The following is a 17,379-nucleotide window of genomic DNA, read 5'->3' on the forward strand; positions in this document are numbered from 1 at the left end:
ATTGCTGCAGGAGCGAACGCTCCCACCCAACGTAACCGGATAGCGCGCGGTTCGGTTCCCCGGCCCGCGGCAGATACGCCCCTATTCCTCGCCCATGCGCAGCGCGGCGATGAAGGCTTCCTGCGGAATCTGCACGTTGCCGTATTCGCGCATGCGCTTCTTGCCTTCCTTCTGCTTTTCCAGAAGCTTCTTCTTGCGGCTGATGTCACCGCCATAGCACTTGGCAGTCACGTCCTTGCGCATCGCGGCAATGGTTTCGCGCGCAATCACCTTGGCGCCGATCGCGGCCTGGATCGGAATCTTGAACAGATGGCGCGGGATCAGGTCCTTCAACCGCTCGCACAGCCCGCGCCCGCGCGCATCGGCCTGGCTGCGGTGCACGATCATGCTCAAGGCGTCGACCGGCTCGTTGTTGACCAGGATGTTCATCTTGACGAGGTCGCCCTCGCGCAGGCCGATCTGCTCGTAGTCGAAGCTGGCATAGCCACGGCTGATCGACTTGAGGCGATCGTAGAAATCGAACACCACTTCGTTGAGCGGCAGTTCATAGTTCACCTGCGCGCGCCCGCCGACATAGGTCAGCCCGGTCTGGATACCACGGCGATCCTGGCACAGCTTGAGGATCGAACCGAGGTATTCGTCGGGCGTATAGATCGTCGCCTTGATCCACGGCTCTTCCATGGTGTCGATCTTCACAACATCGGGCATGTCGGCCGGGTTGTGCAGTTCCATGTGCGAGCCATCGGTCATGGTCAGACGATAGACCACCGACGGCGCCGTGGTGATAAGGTCGAGATCGTATTCGCGGCTCAGGCGCTCCTGGATGATTTCCAGGTGCAACAGGCCCAGGAACCCGCAGCGGAAACCAAAGCCCAGCGCCGCGCTGGTTTCCATTTCAAAGCTGAACGAGGCATCGTTCAGCCGCAGCTTGCCGATCGAATCGCGCAGCTTTTCAAAATCGGCGGCATCGACCGGGAACAGCCCGCAGAACACCACCGGCTGCACTTCCTTGAAGCCCGGCAGCGCTTCGCTGGCGCCGCCCTTGACCGTGGTGATCGTGTCACCGACGCGGGCCTGCGCCACTTCCTTGATCTGCGCGGTGATAAAGCCGATCTCGCCCGGCCCGAGTTCTGCCAGTTGCTCGATCTTGGGGCGCATGCAGCCGACGCGATCGATCAGGTGCTCGGTGCCGCCTGCCATGAACTTGACCTGCAAGCCCTTCTTGATCACCCCGTCGATCACGCGCACCAGGATGACCACGCCGAGATAGGGGTCGTACCAGGAATCGACCAGCATGGCCTTCAACGGCGCATTGCGATCGCCGCCCGGCGGGGGAATGCGCGCCACCACGGCGTCGAGCACTTCCTCGATGCCGATGCCGGCCTTGGCGCTCGCCAGCACGGCCTGGCTGGCGTCGATCCCGATCACTTCCTCGATCTCGTGCTTCACCTTTTCCGGCTCGGCGGCGGGAAGATCGATCTTGTTGATCACCGGCACGATCTCGTGGTCGTGCTCGATCGACTGATAGACGTTGGCCAGGGTCTGTGCTTCCACGCCCTGGGCTGCGTCCACCACCAGCAGCGCGCCTTCGCACGCGGCCAGGCTGCGGCTCACTTCATAGGCAAAGTCGACGTGGCCGGGCGTGTCCATCAGGTTGAGCTGATAGGTCTGCCCATCCTTGCCCTTGTAATCCAGGCGCACGGTCTGTGCCTTGATGGTGATCCCGCGCTCGCGCTCGATGTCCATGTTGTCGAGCACCTGCGCGGTCATCTCGCGCTCGGCCAGGCCGCCGGTGTATTGGATCAGGCGGTCGGCCAGGGTGGACTTGCCATGGTCGATGTGGGCAATGATGGAAAAATTGCGGATCAGCGCGAGGTCGGTCATGCGCCGCCGTTAGCAGGCCCGCTGCGCGCTGTCATCAGGCGCGATGGGCAGTTTCGGCGGGGGTTTTCAGGTTGGCCAACATGCCCTCCCCCAGCCCCTCCCGCACGCGGGAGGGGAGCAAGAACTAAGCGGAAGGGAGCAAGCCGCTAAAGCCCCTCCCGCCTGCGGGAGGGGTTTGGGGAGGGCATGTCAGGGCCCAAAGCCCCTCACCCCACCTTGCGCTGCAAGGGCCGCTCCAGCACCGGCGCCAACGCGGGCGTGCGCACCTGGACCACGGCAATGCGGCCATCGTCATCGGCCTTGAGCGGGGCGGCAAATTCCACGCCCATGCGATCATCGTTGCTCCACCGGCACGTACCGGTGACAACGTGGCCATCGGCAAGCTGGATGCGAAACACCGTGCCTTCCGGCACATTCCACAGTCCCTCGATCAGGGCGCCGGTCATCGAGATGTTGCGCACCATGCCGTTGTATTTGTGCCCGGCATTTTCCAGCACGACCTTGCGCAGCATCGACTGGCGGCTGGCACGGGCCGAGCGCGGCCCCTGGGCCACGGCCACCAGCCCAGTCGAAAGCCGCGCCGCGGCGTTGACCGCCGAGAGCGGCCGTTCATAGATATAGCCCTGCACATGGCTGCACCCAAGCATGCGCACCAGGTCCAGCTCGTCCAGCGTTTCCACGCCCTCTGCCGTGGTTTCCATGCCCAGCGCTTCGGCCAGGCTGACGATCGAGGCGATGATCGCGCCGTTGCGGCTGCCCGGCTGGGTCGCCCCGCGCACGAACGACTGGTCGATCTTGATCTTGTCGAACGGGGCAGAGCGCAGATAGCCCAGCGAGGAATAGCCGGTGCCGAAATCGTCGAGCGCCAGGCGCACGCCGATCGATTTCAGCTGCTTGAACATCTGGTCGGTGCCCTCGTCATTGTTGAGGAACACGCTTTCGGTGATTTCCAGCTCCAGCCGCTCGGGCTCCACCCCGGCATGGGCCAGGGCAGAGGTGACGATCGTGGGCAGCGCCGGATTGGCAAACTGCAGGGGCGAGACGTTGACCGCCACGCGCACGTCCTGCGGCCACTGCGCCAGATCCTGGCAGGCGGTGCGCAGCGCCCATTCGCCGATCGCGGCGATCAGGCCGGTATCTTCGGCAATGGGAATGAACTTGGCCGGCGAAATGAAGCCGTGCTGGGGATGGTGCCAGCGCAGCAGGGCTTCAAACCCGGTAATCCGTTCGGTCGCGGTCTGCACCACCGGCTGGTAATACAGCTCCAGCCCACCATGGGCCACCGCATCGCGCAATTCCTCTTCCAGCTGGCGCCGTTCCTCGGCATCGCTGTGCAGGTCTGCGGCATAGAAGTGATAGCGCCCGCGCCCGCCGTCCTTGGCGGCATAGAGCGCCAGATCGGCGTTGCGAATCAGCGCCTCGCTGGTCACCCCATCATCGGGGGCAATGGCAATGCCCACCGATGCGCCGATCATCACGCGGTTGCCGTCGATGGCATAGGGCGCGGAAAGCTGCTCGATCACCTGGTTGGCAAGGTAGGCCAGATGGTCGCGCTCGATCTTGCCGGGCATGATCACCTGGAACTCGTCGCCGCCCAGGCGCCCGACGCGGCCGACATTGCCGATCACGCCTTCCAGCCGCTGCGCCACCTGCTTGAGCAGCGCATCGCCGGCCGGATGGCCCAGCGTATCGTTCACCTGCTTGAACCGGTCGAGATCGAGCAGAAACACCGCGCAGGCACGGTGCTGCACCTGCGGCGCTACCAGGATCTTTTCCAGCGTCTGCGACATGCGCAGGCGATTCGACAGGCCGGTGAGCGAATCGAATTGCGCCAGGCGCGAAGCATGCTCGGCCGAGCGGCGCTTTTCGGTCAGATCGGTGCCCGAGCCGCGAAAGCCCTGGAAATTGTTGAACGTGTCATAGGTCGGGCGGCCATTGATCTGCCACCAGCGCTCTTCCATGTCGGTTGCCGCGCGCACGGCCAGTTCGGAAAAACTCGACCGCGCCGAAAGATGAAACGCCAGCGTGCGCTCACCCTCGCCGGCCTGGTCGGCCAGGTTGAACAGTTCGGGAAACGGCCGGCCGATCAGTTCTTCCACGCCGCGCCCCAGGATCTGGGCGACCGGGCGCGAAAGATAGGTGATCTGGCCACGCCGATCGGTTTCCCAGAACCATCCTTGGCCGGTTTCCTCGTAATCGGCCAGAATCTCCTGCGCGCGGGTCTGGATGCGCGTTTCGATCTCCATCTGCTCGCGCGCGCGCGCTTCGATTTCGCGCTGGCGGAAATAGGCTGCCACCGCCACGGCCAGGCCAATACCCAGCGTGACCAGCCCGCCCAGGCGGTTGGCCGCACAGGCCACCCCGGCCCAGATCGCCACTTGCGCCACCAGCACGCTGGCCAGTTGCCCGCTTTCGAACACGGTGGCGAGCAGCGACACGGTGACCAGCAGGGCCAGCCCCTGCAACCACGGCACGGCGCCGATCTCGGCCCAGTGGCCCACCGCCGCGCCAAACAGAAACATCGGCATGCCCACGGCCAGCGCCATCAGCAGCATGCGCGGCGCGGTGCCGACGATTCCGGCGTTTTCCACCCGCACCGCCAGCGCGCCGAGCAACGCCAGCATGACCGCGGTGATTCCCACCGACACCACGATGCCATCGGGAATCACCCCGTTAAGCAGCGCCAGCCCGGCAAGGCCCACCGCCATCGGCGCTGCGATCTGCGGCCATTCGCGCGCGATCAAACGGTTGGCCATCCGCGGGTTTGGCGCGTGGCTGGCCGGCACGCGTTCGCGCCGCCGCTGCGTGCGTGCAAAGTCACGGCGCTCCTCGCCCCGCGCTTCGATTTCGATCTGCTCTGCCCCGGATACGTCTGCCATGGTTACCCGCATGCCCGAACGGCTTTGAAAAACCGTTAAGCAGGCCTGACGAAGCGACACGAAATCTGCCCACTTTTACCTCCGTAATGAACCTGCTAGGCGGCGTGCCGGACGTGGGTGGGACTTTATCAGGGCGAACGTTGGCGGGATTGCCGGCGCACAGGCGCCATGCACCCGGCAGGAGATGACGGGATCGTGGCGAGTTTTACCGCTGATTTTTCGATGGTTGGCGTTGCTGGCCGGCGCCTGCGCCTTGGCCAGTGGCATGTCGGCGCCCAAGGTGCGCGTCCGCTGGTGCTGCTGGGCGGCATCGGCATGAACATGGAGTTGCTCGAACCGGTGGTTCGCGCCCTGCCCTGCCGCCGGATCATCAGTTTCGATATGCCGGGCATCGGCAAGTCACCCGATCCGATCATTCCCTATACCATGCCGTGCATCGCGCTCACGCTGGCCGCGCTGCTCGATCGCCTGCATCTCGATGCGGTAGACGTGCTGGGCATCAGCTGGGGCGGCGCCGTGGCGCAGCAGTTCGCGTTCCAGCATCGCGCTCGCATCGGCCGGCTGGCGCTGGCGGCCACGGCCGCCGGGGCCGCGATGGTGCCCGGCAATCCCGCGATCATGAGCCACATGGCAGATCCGCGCGAATATACCGTGGCGCGCACCCTGCAGCGCAACCTTGCCTCGCTGTACAATGGCGGGGGCCACCAGGCCGTGTCGCTCAATGCGGCCATGCCGCCCTCGCCGGTCGGCTGGGCTTGCCAGTTGGCCGCTTTTTCCACCTGGAGCAGCGCACCGTTCCTGCCGCTGCTGGCCCTGCCCACGCTGGTCATGCATGACGAGGAAGACCAGCTGATCCCGCCGGCCAATGCCCAGTTCCTGCACGGCGCCATCCCCGGCAGCCGGCTGGAAATGTTCAAGGGCGGCGGGCACTTGTTCATGCTCGCCGATCCCGAAGGCTTTGCCGCCACGCTGCGCGGATTTCTCGACGCGGCGTAACGGGCCTCTGCGCCGCGTCAGGCCGCGCGCCGCGTCGCCTTGGCCTGGTGCGGCACCAGGCCTTCCACGCGGAAATGGCCCACGAGATCGGCCATGCGATCGGCCTCTCCAGCCAGGCTGCGTGATGCCGCCGTCGCTTCTTCCACCATCGCGGCGTTCTGCTGGGTCATCAGGTCCAGTTCGTTGACCGTGGCCTGAATCTGCCGGATATTCGCGGCCTGTGCCCTGGCGCCCTCGGCAATGTTGCTGGCCACGTCGGCAATCGCGCCCACCCGGCTGACGATCCGCTCGAACGTTTCGCCAGTCTGGTCCACCAGCGTCACGCCGCGTTCCACCTGGACAGAGCTTTCGCCGATCAGCTTCTTGATATCGAGCGCCGCCTCGGCCGATCGCTGCGCCAGCGCGCGCACTTCGTTGGCCACCACGGCAAAGCCGCGCCCGGCATCACCCGCCCGCGCCGCTTCCACCCCGGCGTTGAGCGCCAGCAGATTGGTCTGAAAGGCGATGCCATCGATCACCGCGATGATCTTGCCGATCTCGGCGGCAGAGCGGTGAATGTCGTTCATCGCCTGCACCGCTTCTTCCAGCACGCCGCCGCCCTGCCGCGCGTCACCATGGGCGTCCTGCACCGCCGAATGCAGTTGGGTCGCTTCTTCGGCCGTCTTGCCCACCGTGCCCGCCAGCGTGGTGATCGAGGCCGAGGCTTCTTCGAGCGAGGCTGCCTGCTGCTCTGTCCGCCGGGCAAGATCGTCCGAAGCCTCGCGAATTTCCTTGGCGCCGGTATCGACCGCGCGCGATGTCTGCGACACTGCGCCCAGCGCGCCGCTCACTTTCTTGCGCATCGTTTCCAGGTCTGCTTCCAGCGCGGCATAGGCTTCGGGCAGACCAGTCAGCGCCACGGTGAAATCGCCCTCGGTCATCTTGCGCACGGTGTGGCCCACCTGGGTAACCACTGCCTGGCGCTTGGCATCTTCGGCCTCGAAATAGGCAGACAGCGCCACTTCCATGTCGAGCAGCGCCATCTTCACCAGCGTGGCCACGGCCTTGGCGCGGCGGCTGCCCAGCTTGCCCAGGCCGCGCCCCAGAAACCGCACGATCACCTCGTCCAGCACCGAGGCATAGGCACCGATATACCAGCCCGGCTCCAGCCCGATTCGCGCGTGAACATCCCCGATGCGCTGGGCGCGTTCGGCATAGGCCATGCCGGGCATGCCGCTGAACATGCTGCCCCAATGCTCGATCTGCTTGTCCCGGGCATGGGACATTGCGGCGCGCGAGGGGAAGAAGCGCGCCGTTTCCGGCGTCAAGGCAATGCGATCATACAGCCGTTCCAGCGCCGGCGGAGCCAGCCCGTCCATGGCGCCGGCAATCTGGCCAAACCGGGCCACGTCATCACTGCTGATGTTGAAGAACGTCAGCTTGCGGTCAACGTCCTGCTGGGTAAGCGCCATGGGATCTACCTGTCTAACTCCGATGCGACAGGCATAGGCGCAGGGCGATCAAGACCGCTGAAAAGGCATATAGGGATTTGCCCGAAGTGCCGGCAGCCGCCCGCGTTGCCGAAACGCGAAAGGGGCGCGATCAGCCTGGCCGATCGCGCCCCTTTGGTATGTTGCCAGGCTGGCCTGCCCCGCGTCAGACGCGCATCGGCATCAGCACATAGAGCGCGGGCGACTTGTCATCCTTGCGGATCAGCGTCGGCGCGCCGGCATCGGCCAGGTGCAGTTCCACCGTGTCGCCGTCGATCTGGCTGAGGATGTCCTTGAGATAGTTGGCGTTGAAGCCGATCTCGAAGCCTTGCGCAGTGTAATCTGCCGGCAGTTCTTCAGCCGCGGTGCCGTTGTCCGGGCTGGTGACCGACAGCGTCACGCGGTCGGTTTCCAGCGCCATCTTCACCGCGCGCGTCTTTTCGGTGGCGATCGTCGCCACGCGGTCAACGCCTTCATAGAAGCTGCGCGGATCAAGCTTGAGCAGCTTGTCGTTGGCGGTGGGGATCACGCGGCTGTAATCGGGGAACGTGCCGTCGATCAGCTTGCTGGTCAGCACCACGCCGTGTTCGCCGCCCAGGGTAAAGCGCACCTTGCTGGCCGACAGATCGAGCAGCACATTGGTATCGAGCACTTCTTCCAAAAGCTTGCGCAGTTCGCCCACGCATTTGCGCGGCACGATCACGTCGGGCATGCCCTCGGCGCCTTCGGGGCGCGTCAGGGTGTAGCGGGCCAGGCGGTGGCCATCGGTGGCGGCCGCTTTGAGCACTTCATCGGCCACGTGGAAGAAAATCCCGTTGAGGTAGTAACGGGTTTCCTCGGTGGAGATGGCAAAGCGGGTGCGGTCGATCAGTTCGGCCAGCACGCGCGCGGGAATTTCAAAGCTGGTCGGCAGATCGCCTTCGACGATCACCGGGAAATCGTCGCGCGGCAGCGTGGGCAGCTGGAAACGGCTGCGCCCGGCCTTGACCACCATGCGGTTGTCGGTGGTTTCCAGGCTCACTTGCGAGCCATCGGGCAGCTTGCGCGCGATGTCGAACAGCAGGTGCGCCGAAACCGTGATCGCGCCCGGCCCTTCCACCGAAACCGCCGGCATCGATTCCACGATCTGCAGATCAAGGTCCGTGGCCATCAGGCGCACCGAATTGTCGGCCGAAGCCTCGATCAGCACGTTCGACAGGATGGGAATGGTGTTGCGGCGTTCGACAACCGACTGGACGTGGGACAGGCAGCGCAGAAGAGTCGCGCGTTCAATGGTCGCCTTCATTCTCGTCTCGATCCCCAGTCTCGTAACCCGGCTGCTTCAGAACCGATCTGAAACAGGCCGGACTGGACGGACAGGCGCCGTCCGGGTTGGCTGCACACCAGAAGGCCATGGAATCACAGCCAGCAGCGTTGCGTTTCGGACCACCTTTCTTAGCGTGGAGTGCCCCTTGGGCAAGGCTCCCCTTGCATGGCCCAAGTGAAACTGTGCATAAATGACCCGAAAACTCGAAAAAAATGTCGTTTCAGTCCAGATCGCGCTGTCCATCGAACATCAAGGCGGTGGCAACGATCCAGCCGGTGATCAATTGCCAGCCCTGCGCAGTCACGCTAGCCGGGGGCTTGCCGGCCTTGTCCAGCGCCTCGCTCACGATGCGCAGATCGCCTGGCGTCACCTTGTCGGCCGGGTTGTTGGTATTGCCAGGCCCGATATCCAGCGCCCGGTCGATCAGCGCCGAGGCGATGCCCAGCGCCGCCAGGCGGCCATCGAGCGCATCGCGTCCCATGCGGCCCCAGGTATAGCTGAAATAGGCATCGCGCTGCTTGTCATTGAGCAACTGGTCGGCCGCGCAGGCATCGGTGATCGCGCGCAGATCGGCCTGCGTGGCATTGGCCGCGGGGGTGCCGGGCGTCAGGATGGCATCGGCCACCTTCTGGTCCAGCCCCTCGGGCGCAGCCTTGATCGCGCAGGCCAGCGTTTCGGGCGGGCGCGCCAAGGCTGCGGCCGGCACCGCCAGCCCAGCCGCCACCAAGGCCATCACCCACCCGCCGCGCATCAGGCGAACATCGCCATGCCGCCGTTCACGTGCAGCGTCTGCCCGGTGACGTAGCCGGCTTCCTTGCTGGCGAGATAGGCCACCGCCGCGCCGATATCCTGGCCTTCGCCCATGCGGCCCATCGGAATGCGGCCATTGAGCGCGTCCTTCTGCGCATCGGGAAGCACATCGGTCATCGCGGTGCGGATGAAGCCGGGTGCCACGCAGTTGACCGTGACGTTGCGGCTGGCCAGTTCCTGCGCCAGGCTCTTGGACATGCCGACAAGGCCCGCCTTGGCTGCGGCATAGTTCACCTGGCCGGGATTGCCGGTGGCGCCGACCACGCTGGTAACCGAGATGATGCGGCCAAAGCGGGCCTTCATCATCGGCTTGGTGGCACTGCGCATCAGGCGGAACGCCGCTTCCAGGTTCACGCGGATCACCGCGTCCCATTCCTCGTCCTTCATCCGCATCGCCAAGTTGTCGCGCGTGATGCCGGCGTTGTTGACCAGGATGTCGATCTTGCCCAGCGTGTCGAGCGCGGCAGGCACCAGCTTTTCCACCTGTTCGGCGTTCGACAGGTCGCAGGTCACTTCGACGTGATCGTGACCATAGGTCTCGTTCAGCTCTTCCCGAAACGCGCGCAGCTTGGCCGGGTTGGTCCCCGAAAGCGCCAGCCGCGCCCCCTGGCGGGCCAGCGCATGACTTATCGCCGAACCGATGCCACCAGCAGCGCCGGTAACCAGGGCAGTCATGCCGGTCAGGTCAAAAAGACGGTTTTCCATAATCTTGGCTCCACGAAATATTGGCCGCTGGCTTTTTTCACCGTCACCCCGGACTTGATCCGGGGTCCTACACTGCATCGGCAGCACGGTGGACCCAAGCGGGACCCCGGATCAAGTCCGGGGTGACGATGGGCAGAACGTTGGCGAGAAGAAGGTCGGCGCGCTCAGAGATCCTTGGCCAGGGCTTCGATGTCGGCCATGGTGATCACGCTGGTGACGGAGAGATCGGCCCCGGCCGAGCGGGTGATCATCGGTGCCAGCACCTTGCCGCCCAGTTCGACGAACGCCTCGACGCCGGCGTCCTTCATCGCGATCGCGCTTTCGCGCCAGCGCACGCGGCCGGTGACCTGTTCGACCAGCAGTTGCTGCACCTGCGCCGGATCAGTGACGATCGCGGCGGTGACATTGGCAAACAGCGGCACGCGAAAGGCCTGGGGCGGCGTGGCGGCCAGCGCCTGGGCCATGGCATCGGCGGCCGGCTGCATCAGCGGGCAGTGGAACGGGGCCGACACCGGCAGCAGCACGCCGCGCTTGATGCCATGCTCCTTGACCAGCGCCACCGCGCGCTCGATCGCGCCCTTGTGCCCGGAAAGAACCACCTGGGTGGGATCGTTGTCGTTGGCCACAGTGCAGACTTCACCCTGCGCAGCGGCTTCGGCCAGCGCGGTGGCCTTGTCGATATCGGCGCCAAGCAGTGCGCACATCGCGCCTTCGCCCACCGGCACGGCGGCCTGCATCGATTGCCCGCGCAGCTTGAGTAGGCGGGCGGTATCGGCCAGCGAAAACGCACCGGCAGCGCACAACGCGGTATATTCGCCCAGGCTGTGCCCGGCCACGAAATCGGCCTTGTCGGCCAGCTGGATGCCGCCTTCCTTTTCCAGCACGCGCAGCACGGCGATGGCATGGGCCATGATCGCGGGCTGGGCATTTTCCGTCAGGGTCAGCGCATCATCGGGGCCCTGGGTCATGATCTGGAACAGCTTCTGGCCGAGCGCGTCGTCCACTTCCTCGAACACTTCGCGCGCGGCCAGGCTGGCGGCGGCAAGCTCGGCGCCCATGCCCACCTTCTGGCTGCCCTGCCCCGGAAAAACGAATGCCCGCATTGATCGATGCCTCCTGAAAACTGGCGCGCGCCCTATTGGCCCGACGGGGTTCCTGCAAGCCCGAACGGCACGATGCGATTATCGCCATCATGCCCGATATCCGCGCGGCCGAGGTAAGGCAGGCCAGTGCGCGCGCACCAATGCCGCGCCATATCCTCTACCCCGACGCCAAAAGGTCTATCGTTTTCAGGCACCTGTGTCACACGGCCAAGCCGCAGGCCGGCCACCTTCATGGACGCCAGCCCGGCACTGACATGAAACAGCAGGCGATCGACGGCATAATCGTATTCGCTCACTTCTTCCACCATCACCACATGCCCGGCCAGATCAGGCATGACCGGCGTGCCCATGATCATCGACAGGGTCATGAGGTTGAATGCTGCCACGGGCTCTGCCGTCGGGATTGTCGGCTCCAGCCCGGTGGCGTCCCCCGCCAGCCAGGCGAGCGTGCGGCGCACCGCCGCCTCGCCGCCATCGCGCCGCACATCGGCCGGCATCGGCGCATGGACCGGGCGGCCCACTTTGGCGCGATAGAGCGCGGCGAGCATCACCCCGCCATCCGAATAGCCGAGATAGGCCTTGTTCTGCGCCGCCGCTGCCAACAGGCCGATGGCGTCCTGCGCGATCCGCCCCGCGCCATAGCCGCCGCGCGCAAACCACACCGCGTCAAACCCGGGATCGTTGGCACATTCCACGAAGGCGTCGCGGCGCTGCTGGTCCGTGCCGGCAAAATGGCCGCTTTGGGCGAAACATTGCTCGTGAAAGTGGATATCAAGGCCGGCATAGTCTGCCACCAGAGCGGCAATCCGCCCGGCATCGGCGCTATCGAACGGGGCGGACGGGGCACAGACAGCAACGCGCAACATGGGCGCGATGTTATCGCCTGCGCCGGGGTTCGTCCATCACACATGGTTACCCAAACCTTGCCCAAATACTTAGGACGCGATTTTCGGGAAAGGTTTCCGCGCGAGCCGCGTTAGAGGGCATGACGGGGCCGAACGGGCACCTTGGCAAGCGATCATGGCTTGCCGGGCGTGGGCCGCTCCGGTGCTGTCACACCTTGCGCCTTTGACCGCATCGCGGACCAGGCGTCGGGCGAAACGGGCTTGGCCGAACCGATGCCGACGCTTGCCGTGGCACTGGCTCCGACCTTGCCCTCGCGCCCTCAAGCCTGGCCCGGAAAAGAGCCTGGCCGAACCCCGCGCCCCGTGCGCCCGGCTCCGGCCAGCCTTTTCGTCCCTGCGCTGCTGCGGCCAGACCCGGCAGCGGGGCAAACCTGTCGCAGCGATCTTGCCACGCCCCCTGATTGCTGTAGTGCCCTGTGCCCATGGCCCACACTGCACCTGCGCCAGATGGCGCGCTAACTGCCCATCCCTGGTTCTTTTGCGGCATCGGCGGATCGGGCATGTTGCCCCTGGCGCTGATCCTCAAGGGTGCGGGCGCGCAAGTGGCCGGGTCTGATCGCAGCCGCGACCAGGGCCGCACGCCCGAAAAGTTCGCCTGGCTGGAAAGCCTGGGCTTTGCCTTGTTCCCGCAAGACGGCAGCGGCATCACCTCGGCCGATCAGGCGCTCGTTGCCTCAGCTGCGGTGGAAGACACCGTGCCCGAAGTGGTGCGCGCTCGCGACCTCGGCTGCCCGCGCTTCACCCGCGCGCAATTGCTGGCCCGCCTGTTCAACGCCGCGCCGATCGGCATTGCCGTGGGCGGCACCAGCGGCAAGTCCACCGTCACTGGCATGATCGGCTGGATGCTCACGGCTTTGGGCCGCGATCCCACGATCATGAATGGCGCGGTGATGAAGAACTTTGCCACGCCTGACGCGCCCTTTGCCTCGGCCCGCGTGGGCCAGGGCGGGCTGTTCGTTTCGGAAGTCGATGAAAGCGACGGCTCGATCGCGCTCTATCGCCCGCAGATCGCCGTGCTCAACAACGTCAGTCTCGATCACAAGAGTCTGGAAGAACTGCGCGATTTGTTTGGCAATTTCCTCGCCATGGCAAGCACGGCGGTGATCAATGCCGATGACGCGGAAAGCATGGCCCTGGCCCACCGCGCGCGGGCCACGGTCACCTTCGGCTTTGCCGATACCGCAATGATCGGGGTCGTGCCCGCCAGCGTGGTGGAAAGCCCGACCCGCATTGCCGCCACGGTGATCGACCGGCGCAGTGGCGCGCAGCACGATATCACGCTGGCCGTTCCGGGCCGGCACAACCTGGCCAATGCCTTGGCCGCTCTGGCCGGAGCCGATGCGGCGGGCCTGCCGCTGGGCGAGGCGGTGGCGGCCCTGAGCGGTTACGCCGGGCTCGCCCGCCGGTTCGACATCGTCGGCACCAGCGCCAGCGGCGTGACGGTGATTGATGATTTTGGCCACAACCCGGAAAAGGTTGCCGCCACCCTCGCAACGCTCAAGGCCCATCCCGGCCGCGTGCTCGCGCTGTTCCAGCCGCACGGCTATGGCCCGCTGCGCCAGATGGGCGCGGAACTGGCCGAAGTGCTGGCCACGCGCTTGAGCGCCGGGGATCAAGTGATCCTGACCGACCCGGTCTATTTCGGCGGCACGGTGGATCGCGCGCAAGGTTCAGAGCGCATCGTCGGCCTGGTCAACGCGCATGGCGGCCAGGCCGAACACGTGGCGGAGCGCGCCGAGGCCGGCCAGCGGCTGGCGGCCCTCGCCCGTCCGGGAGACCGGATCGTGATCATGGGCGCGCGCGACGATACGCTGTCCGCCTTTGCCCGCGACGTGCTTGGCAGCCTTACCTGATCGCATGGACCGGTGCGTGCCCCCCAGCCAGGCCGGGGGCACGCGCTACATATTACCCCAGCCGCTTTTCCAGCATGACCAGGTGCGGATCGCCCTCGACGCCATGGGCGATGAAGCCATAGTCCTTTTCCAGGTCGATCGCGGCCTGATTGGCACGGTCCTCAATCGCGATCACGCGGTCCAGCCCGCGCCGTTCGCCTTCGTGGGCCAAGAGGTCGAGCATCGCCCAGCCCACGCCCTGCCCGCGAAAATCGCCGCGCACCGAAACCGCCACTTCACCGGTTTCCATCGCCGCATCGCAGGCCAGCATGCCCGAAGCCACCAGATCGCCGCTCGCCTGGTCAAACGCCAGGAAGCTTTCGGTGCGCCAATGGTCCACCCGCGTCAGCGGCAACAGGCGCTGGTGGTCGAGATGGCCGGCAGCTGCAAGAAAGCGAAAGCGGCGGTCTTCGGGCAGCACGGCATCGAAAAACGCGGCCAGCGCATCTTCGTCTTCGGCAAAGGCCTGCCGCACGCTCAAGGTCACACCGTGGCGGGTGACAACGGTGGCGGCGCGGGCCAGGGCAGCCAGGGGGGGCGGTGTTTGGGTGGCAGTCATTGCGGCAACTCCCGTCGTGCGGATTGGATGGGCAATCCCTAGTCTGCCCGCACGCCGATCACCTTGACCTTGCGCAAAGCGGGCATTTGCAAAACACGCGGTTTTGCTTGCATTTCACTGGGGGCAGGCCTAAGCGCGCCAAGTTCTTTCCCGAGAGGGACAAGAATGCCTGCGCGGGCATCCGGCCCGCATGGGCGGATCGGCCCTTTTGGCCCATCATCCTGCATGGGGCAGGTGATGGAGAAAAGACCGGCGGAACCAACCGCCTGGCCGGAAACATCGATATCAGGAAGACTTTTTCATGTCGACCAACCCGACGCGCGACGATTTCGCCGCGCTGCTTGACGAATCGCTTGGCGCTGGCGCCAGCGGTGGCTTTGAAGGCCGCGTCGTCAAGGGCACCGTTACCGCCATCGAAAACGACAAGGCCGTCATCGACGTGGGCCTGAAGAGCGAAGGCCGCGTGGCCCTGCGCGAATTCGCCGCTCCCGGCCAGCCGCACGGCCTCAAGGTCGGCGACGAAGTCGAAGTGTTCGTCGACCGCGTCGAGAACGCCGAAGGCGAAGCCATGCTCAGCCGCGACCGCGCCCGCCGCGAAGCCGCCTGGGACAAGCTCGAATCCGAATTCGGCGAAGGCAAGCGCGTTGAAGGCGTGATCTTCGGCCGCGTGAAGGGTGGCTTCACCGTCGACCTCGACGGCGCCGTGGCCTTCCTGCCCGGCTCGCAGGTCGACATCCGCCCCGTGCGCGACGTGACCCCGCTGATGGACATGCCGCAGCCGTTCCAGATCCTCAAGATGGATCGCCGCCGTGGCAACATCGTCGTGTCGCGCCGCGCCGTTCTGGAAGAAACCCGCGCCGAACAGCGCTCGGGCCTGATCCAGAACCTCAAGGAAGGCCAGATCATCGACGGCGTCGTCAAGAACATCACCGACTACGGTGCGTTCGTTGACCTCGGCGGCATCGACGGCCTGCTCCATGTCACCGACATGAGCTACAAGCGCGTCAACCACCCGAGCGAAGTGATCGCCATCGGCGACACCGTGCGCGTCCAGATCATCCGCATCAACCAGGACACGCAGCGCATCTCGCTGGGCATGAAGCAGCTGGAAAGCGATCCGTGGGATGGCGTTGCCGCCAAGTACCCGGTTGGCGCCAAGCTGCGCGGCACCGTCACCAACATCACCGAATACGGCGCCTTCGTGGAGCTGGAACCGGGCATCGAAGGCCTGGTCCACGTTTCCGAAATGTCCTGGACCAAGAAGAACGTCCACCCCGGCAAGATCGTTTCGACGAGCCAGGAAGTCGACGTCATGGTGCTGGAAGTCGACAGCGACAAGCGCCGCATCAGCCTGGGCCTCAAGCAGGCGCAGCAGAACCCCTGGGAAGGCTTTGCCGAAAAGCACCCGGTCGGTTCGATCGTGGAAGGCGAAGTCAAGAACGCCACCGAATTCGGTCTGTTCATCGGCCTGGATGGCGACGTGGACGGCATGGTTCACATGTCCGACATCGCCTGGGGCATCTCGGGTGAAGACGCCCTTGCCCTTCACCGCAAGGGTGAGCAGGTCAAGGCCGTGGTCCTCGACGTCGATGTCGACAAGGAGCGCATCTCGCTCGGCATGAAGCAGCTCGAAAAGGGCGCTCCGGCTGCTGGCGGCGTTGCCACCTCGGGCTCGCTGCGTCGCGGCGAAGTCGTCACCGTCACTGTCCTCGAAGTCCGCGATGGCGGCCTCGAAGTGCAGGCTGGCGAAGACGGCGCGACCGGCTTCATCAAGCGTTCGGACCTGGGCCGCGATCGTGACGAACAGCGTCCCGACCGCTTCCAGGTTGGCCAGAAGATCGACGCCATGGTCACCGGCTTCGACCGTTCCAAGAAGCCCAACTTCTCGATCAAGGCCCGTCAGCTGGCCGAAGAAAAGGAAGCGGTGGAACAGTACGGTTCGTCGGACTCGGGCGCTTCGCTCGGCGACATCCTCGGCGAAGCCCTCAAGGCTCGCGGCTGATCCCGGCCTGGCGGGGGTCATGCGGCCCCTGCCAACCGAGAGACCGAAAAAGCCCGCCTGGCACCACGCCGGGCGGGTTTTTTCATGCGGTGGCGTTTTGGTGCCAGGTGAACTACGCTTCTCCTCGAAGCAGCTTCCCCTTTCGTCACCCCGGACTTGATCCGGGGTCCCGCTTTTTGGGAACTGGGCGCGCCGGATCAAGATGCAGCGGGACCCCGGGTCAAGCCCGGGGTGACGAGCCCAAGCCAAATTTAGCCATTACGATAAGCAGAACCCACCATGCCCCCACCCACCACGCCCCATCCCGGCCGCGCCCAGCGCCTGCGCGAGGCGACGCGCGATGTGCATGCGGCGCTGGATGCGGCGCTGATGGCACGGGAAAGTTTTGCCAGCCGCGAAGGCTATGCCAGCTTCCTGGCCATGCAACTGGGCTTTCACCGCACGGTCGCGCCGCTCTATGGCGATGCCGCGCTGCAGGCTGTCCTGCCCGGCCTGGCAGACCGCTGCCGGCTGCCGCTGGTCATCCAGGACATGGCCGATCTGGGCCTTGATGCGTCGGCATCTCAGCCCTGCGCATCACAGCCTGCGTTTGCCGCTGCGCTCGGCTGGCTCTATGTGGCCGAGGGATCGAACCTGGGCGCGGCAGTGCTGCGCAAGCTGGTCATGCGCATCGGCCTCTCCGACCCATTCGGCGCCCGCCACTTGGCGTCGTGGGGCGCCGGACCGGCCGCGCATTGGCGCGATTTTACCGACGCGCTCGATGCCGTGCCGCTCGATGCTGGGCAGGAAGCCGAGGCGATTGCCGGGGCGCGCCAGGCCTTTGCCCATGTCGCGCGCCTGGCCCGCATCGACTGAGCAGTGCCGCTGCG

General features: G+C 65.6%; 13 protein-coding genes. 4 read left to right on the plus strand and 9 right to left on the minus strand.

All coding sequences use genetic code 11. From position 1 onward, the window contains the following. Nucleotides 1-81: 81 nt before the first annotated feature. The gene (gene lepA, locus ABIC78_RS03185) at nt 82-1,884 is read right to left on the minus strand and encodes a translation elongation factor 4 (RefSeq protein WP_022676411.1); all 1,803 of its coding nucleotides are present in this window, start codon (nt 1,882-1,884) and stop codon (nt 82-84) included. 206 nt (nt 1,885-2,090) lie between these two features. Next, nucleotides 2,091-4,763: an EAL domain-containing protein gene (locus ABIC78_RS03190; protein ID WP_022676412.1), complete on the minus strand. Its 2,673-nt coding sequence runs from the start codon at nt 4,761-4,763 to the stop codon at nt 2,091-2,093. A 195-nt stretch (nt 4,764-4,958) separates the two neighbouring features. Between ABIC78_RS03190 and ABIC78_RS03195 the strand changes: the two genes are divergently transcribed. After that, on the plus strand, nt 4,959-5,759 hold the full coding sequence (locus ABIC78_RS03195) for an alpha/beta fold hydrolase (protein WP_231627500.1): 801 nt from the start codon (nt 4,959-4,961) through the stop codon (nt 5,757-5,759). 17 nt (nt 5,760-5,776) lie between these two features. Here ABIC78_RS03195 and ABIC78_RS03200 read toward each other — a convergent pair whose 3' ends face one another. From ABIC78_RS03200 to ABIC78_RS03225, 6 genes are all read right to left on the minus strand, one after another. After that, entirely contained in the window at nt 5,777-7,210 is a 1,434-nt protein-coding gene (locus tag ABIC78_RS03200; RefSeq protein WP_354487797.1) for a globin-coupled sensor protein, read from the minus strand. A gap of 184 nt (nt 7,211-7,394) precedes the next feature. Further along, entirely contained in the window at nt 7,395-8,513 is a 1,119-nt protein-coding gene (gene dnaN / locus ABIC78_RS03205) for a DNA polymerase III subunit beta (protein ID WP_054130484.1), read from the minus strand. A 241-nt stretch (nt 8,514-8,754) separates the two neighbouring features. Beyond that, entirely contained in the window at nt 8,755-9,285 is a 531-nt protein-coding gene (locus ABIC78_RS03210; protein WP_354487800.1) for a hypothetical protein, read from the minus strand. Beyond that, the gene (gene fabG, locus ABIC78_RS03215) at nt 9,285-10,049 is read right to left on the minus strand and encodes a 3-oxoacyl-[acyl-carrier-protein] reductase (protein WP_169041136.1); all 765 of its coding nucleotides are present in this window, start codon (nt 10,047-10,049) and stop codon (nt 9,285-9,287) included. The genes ABIC78_RS03210 and fabG overlap by 1 nt, the downstream gene beginning before the upstream one ends. 164 nt (nt 10,050-10,213) lie before the next feature. Next, nucleotides 10,214-11,152, minus strand: coding sequence for an ACP S-malonyltransferase (gene fabD / locus ABIC78_RS03220; protein ID WP_354487802.1), 939 nt, complete (start codon nt 11,150-11,152; stop codon nt 10,214-10,216). Between the two features lie 32 nt (nt 11,153-11,184). Next, on the minus strand, nt 11,185-12,018 hold the full coding sequence (locus ABIC78_RS03225; protein ID WP_354487804.1) for an LD-carboxypeptidase: 834 nt from the start codon (nt 12,016-12,018) through the stop codon (nt 11,185-11,187). Between the two features lie 461 nt (nt 12,019-12,479). Between ABIC78_RS03225 and ABIC78_RS03230 the strand changes: the two genes are divergently transcribed. Next, on the plus strand, nt 12,480-13,910 hold the full coding sequence (locus tag ABIC78_RS03230) for a glutamate ligase domain-containing protein (RefSeq protein ID WP_354487806.1): 1,431 nt from the start codon (nt 12,480-12,482) through the stop codon (nt 13,908-13,910). A gap of 52 nt (nt 13,911-13,962) precedes the next feature. Here ABIC78_RS03230 and ABIC78_RS03235 read toward each other — a convergent pair whose 3' ends face one another. Next, a complete protein-coding gene (locus ABIC78_RS03235) occupies nt 13,963-14,508 on the minus strand; it encodes a GNAT family N-acetyltransferase (RefSeq protein ID WP_354487808.1) in 546 nt (181 codons plus the stop codon). 301 nt (nt 14,509-14,809) lie between these two features. On the opposite strand from ABIC78_RS03235, the gene rpsA reads away from it, so the two are divergent. Both rpsA and ABIC78_RS03245 read left to right on the plus strand, forming a co-directional pair. Beyond that, a complete protein-coding gene (gene rpsA / locus ABIC78_RS03240) occupies nt 14,810-16,510 on the plus strand; it encodes a 30S ribosomal protein S1 (RefSeq protein WP_022676423.1) in 1,701 nt (566 codons plus the stop codon). A 279-nt stretch (nt 16,511-16,789) separates the two neighbouring features. Then, entirely contained in the window at nt 16,790-17,365 is a 576-nt protein-coding gene (locus tag ABIC78_RS03245) for a biliverdin-producing heme oxygenase (protein ID WP_354487811.1), read from the plus strand. Nucleotides 17,366-17,379 lie beyond the last annotated feature (14 nt).

The sequence above is a fragment of the Novosphingobium sp. 1529 genome (assembly GCF_040544855.1).
Lineage (GTDB): Bacteria > Pseudomonadota > Alphaproteobacteria > Sphingomonadales > Sphingomonadaceae > Novosphingobium > Novosphingobium capsulatum.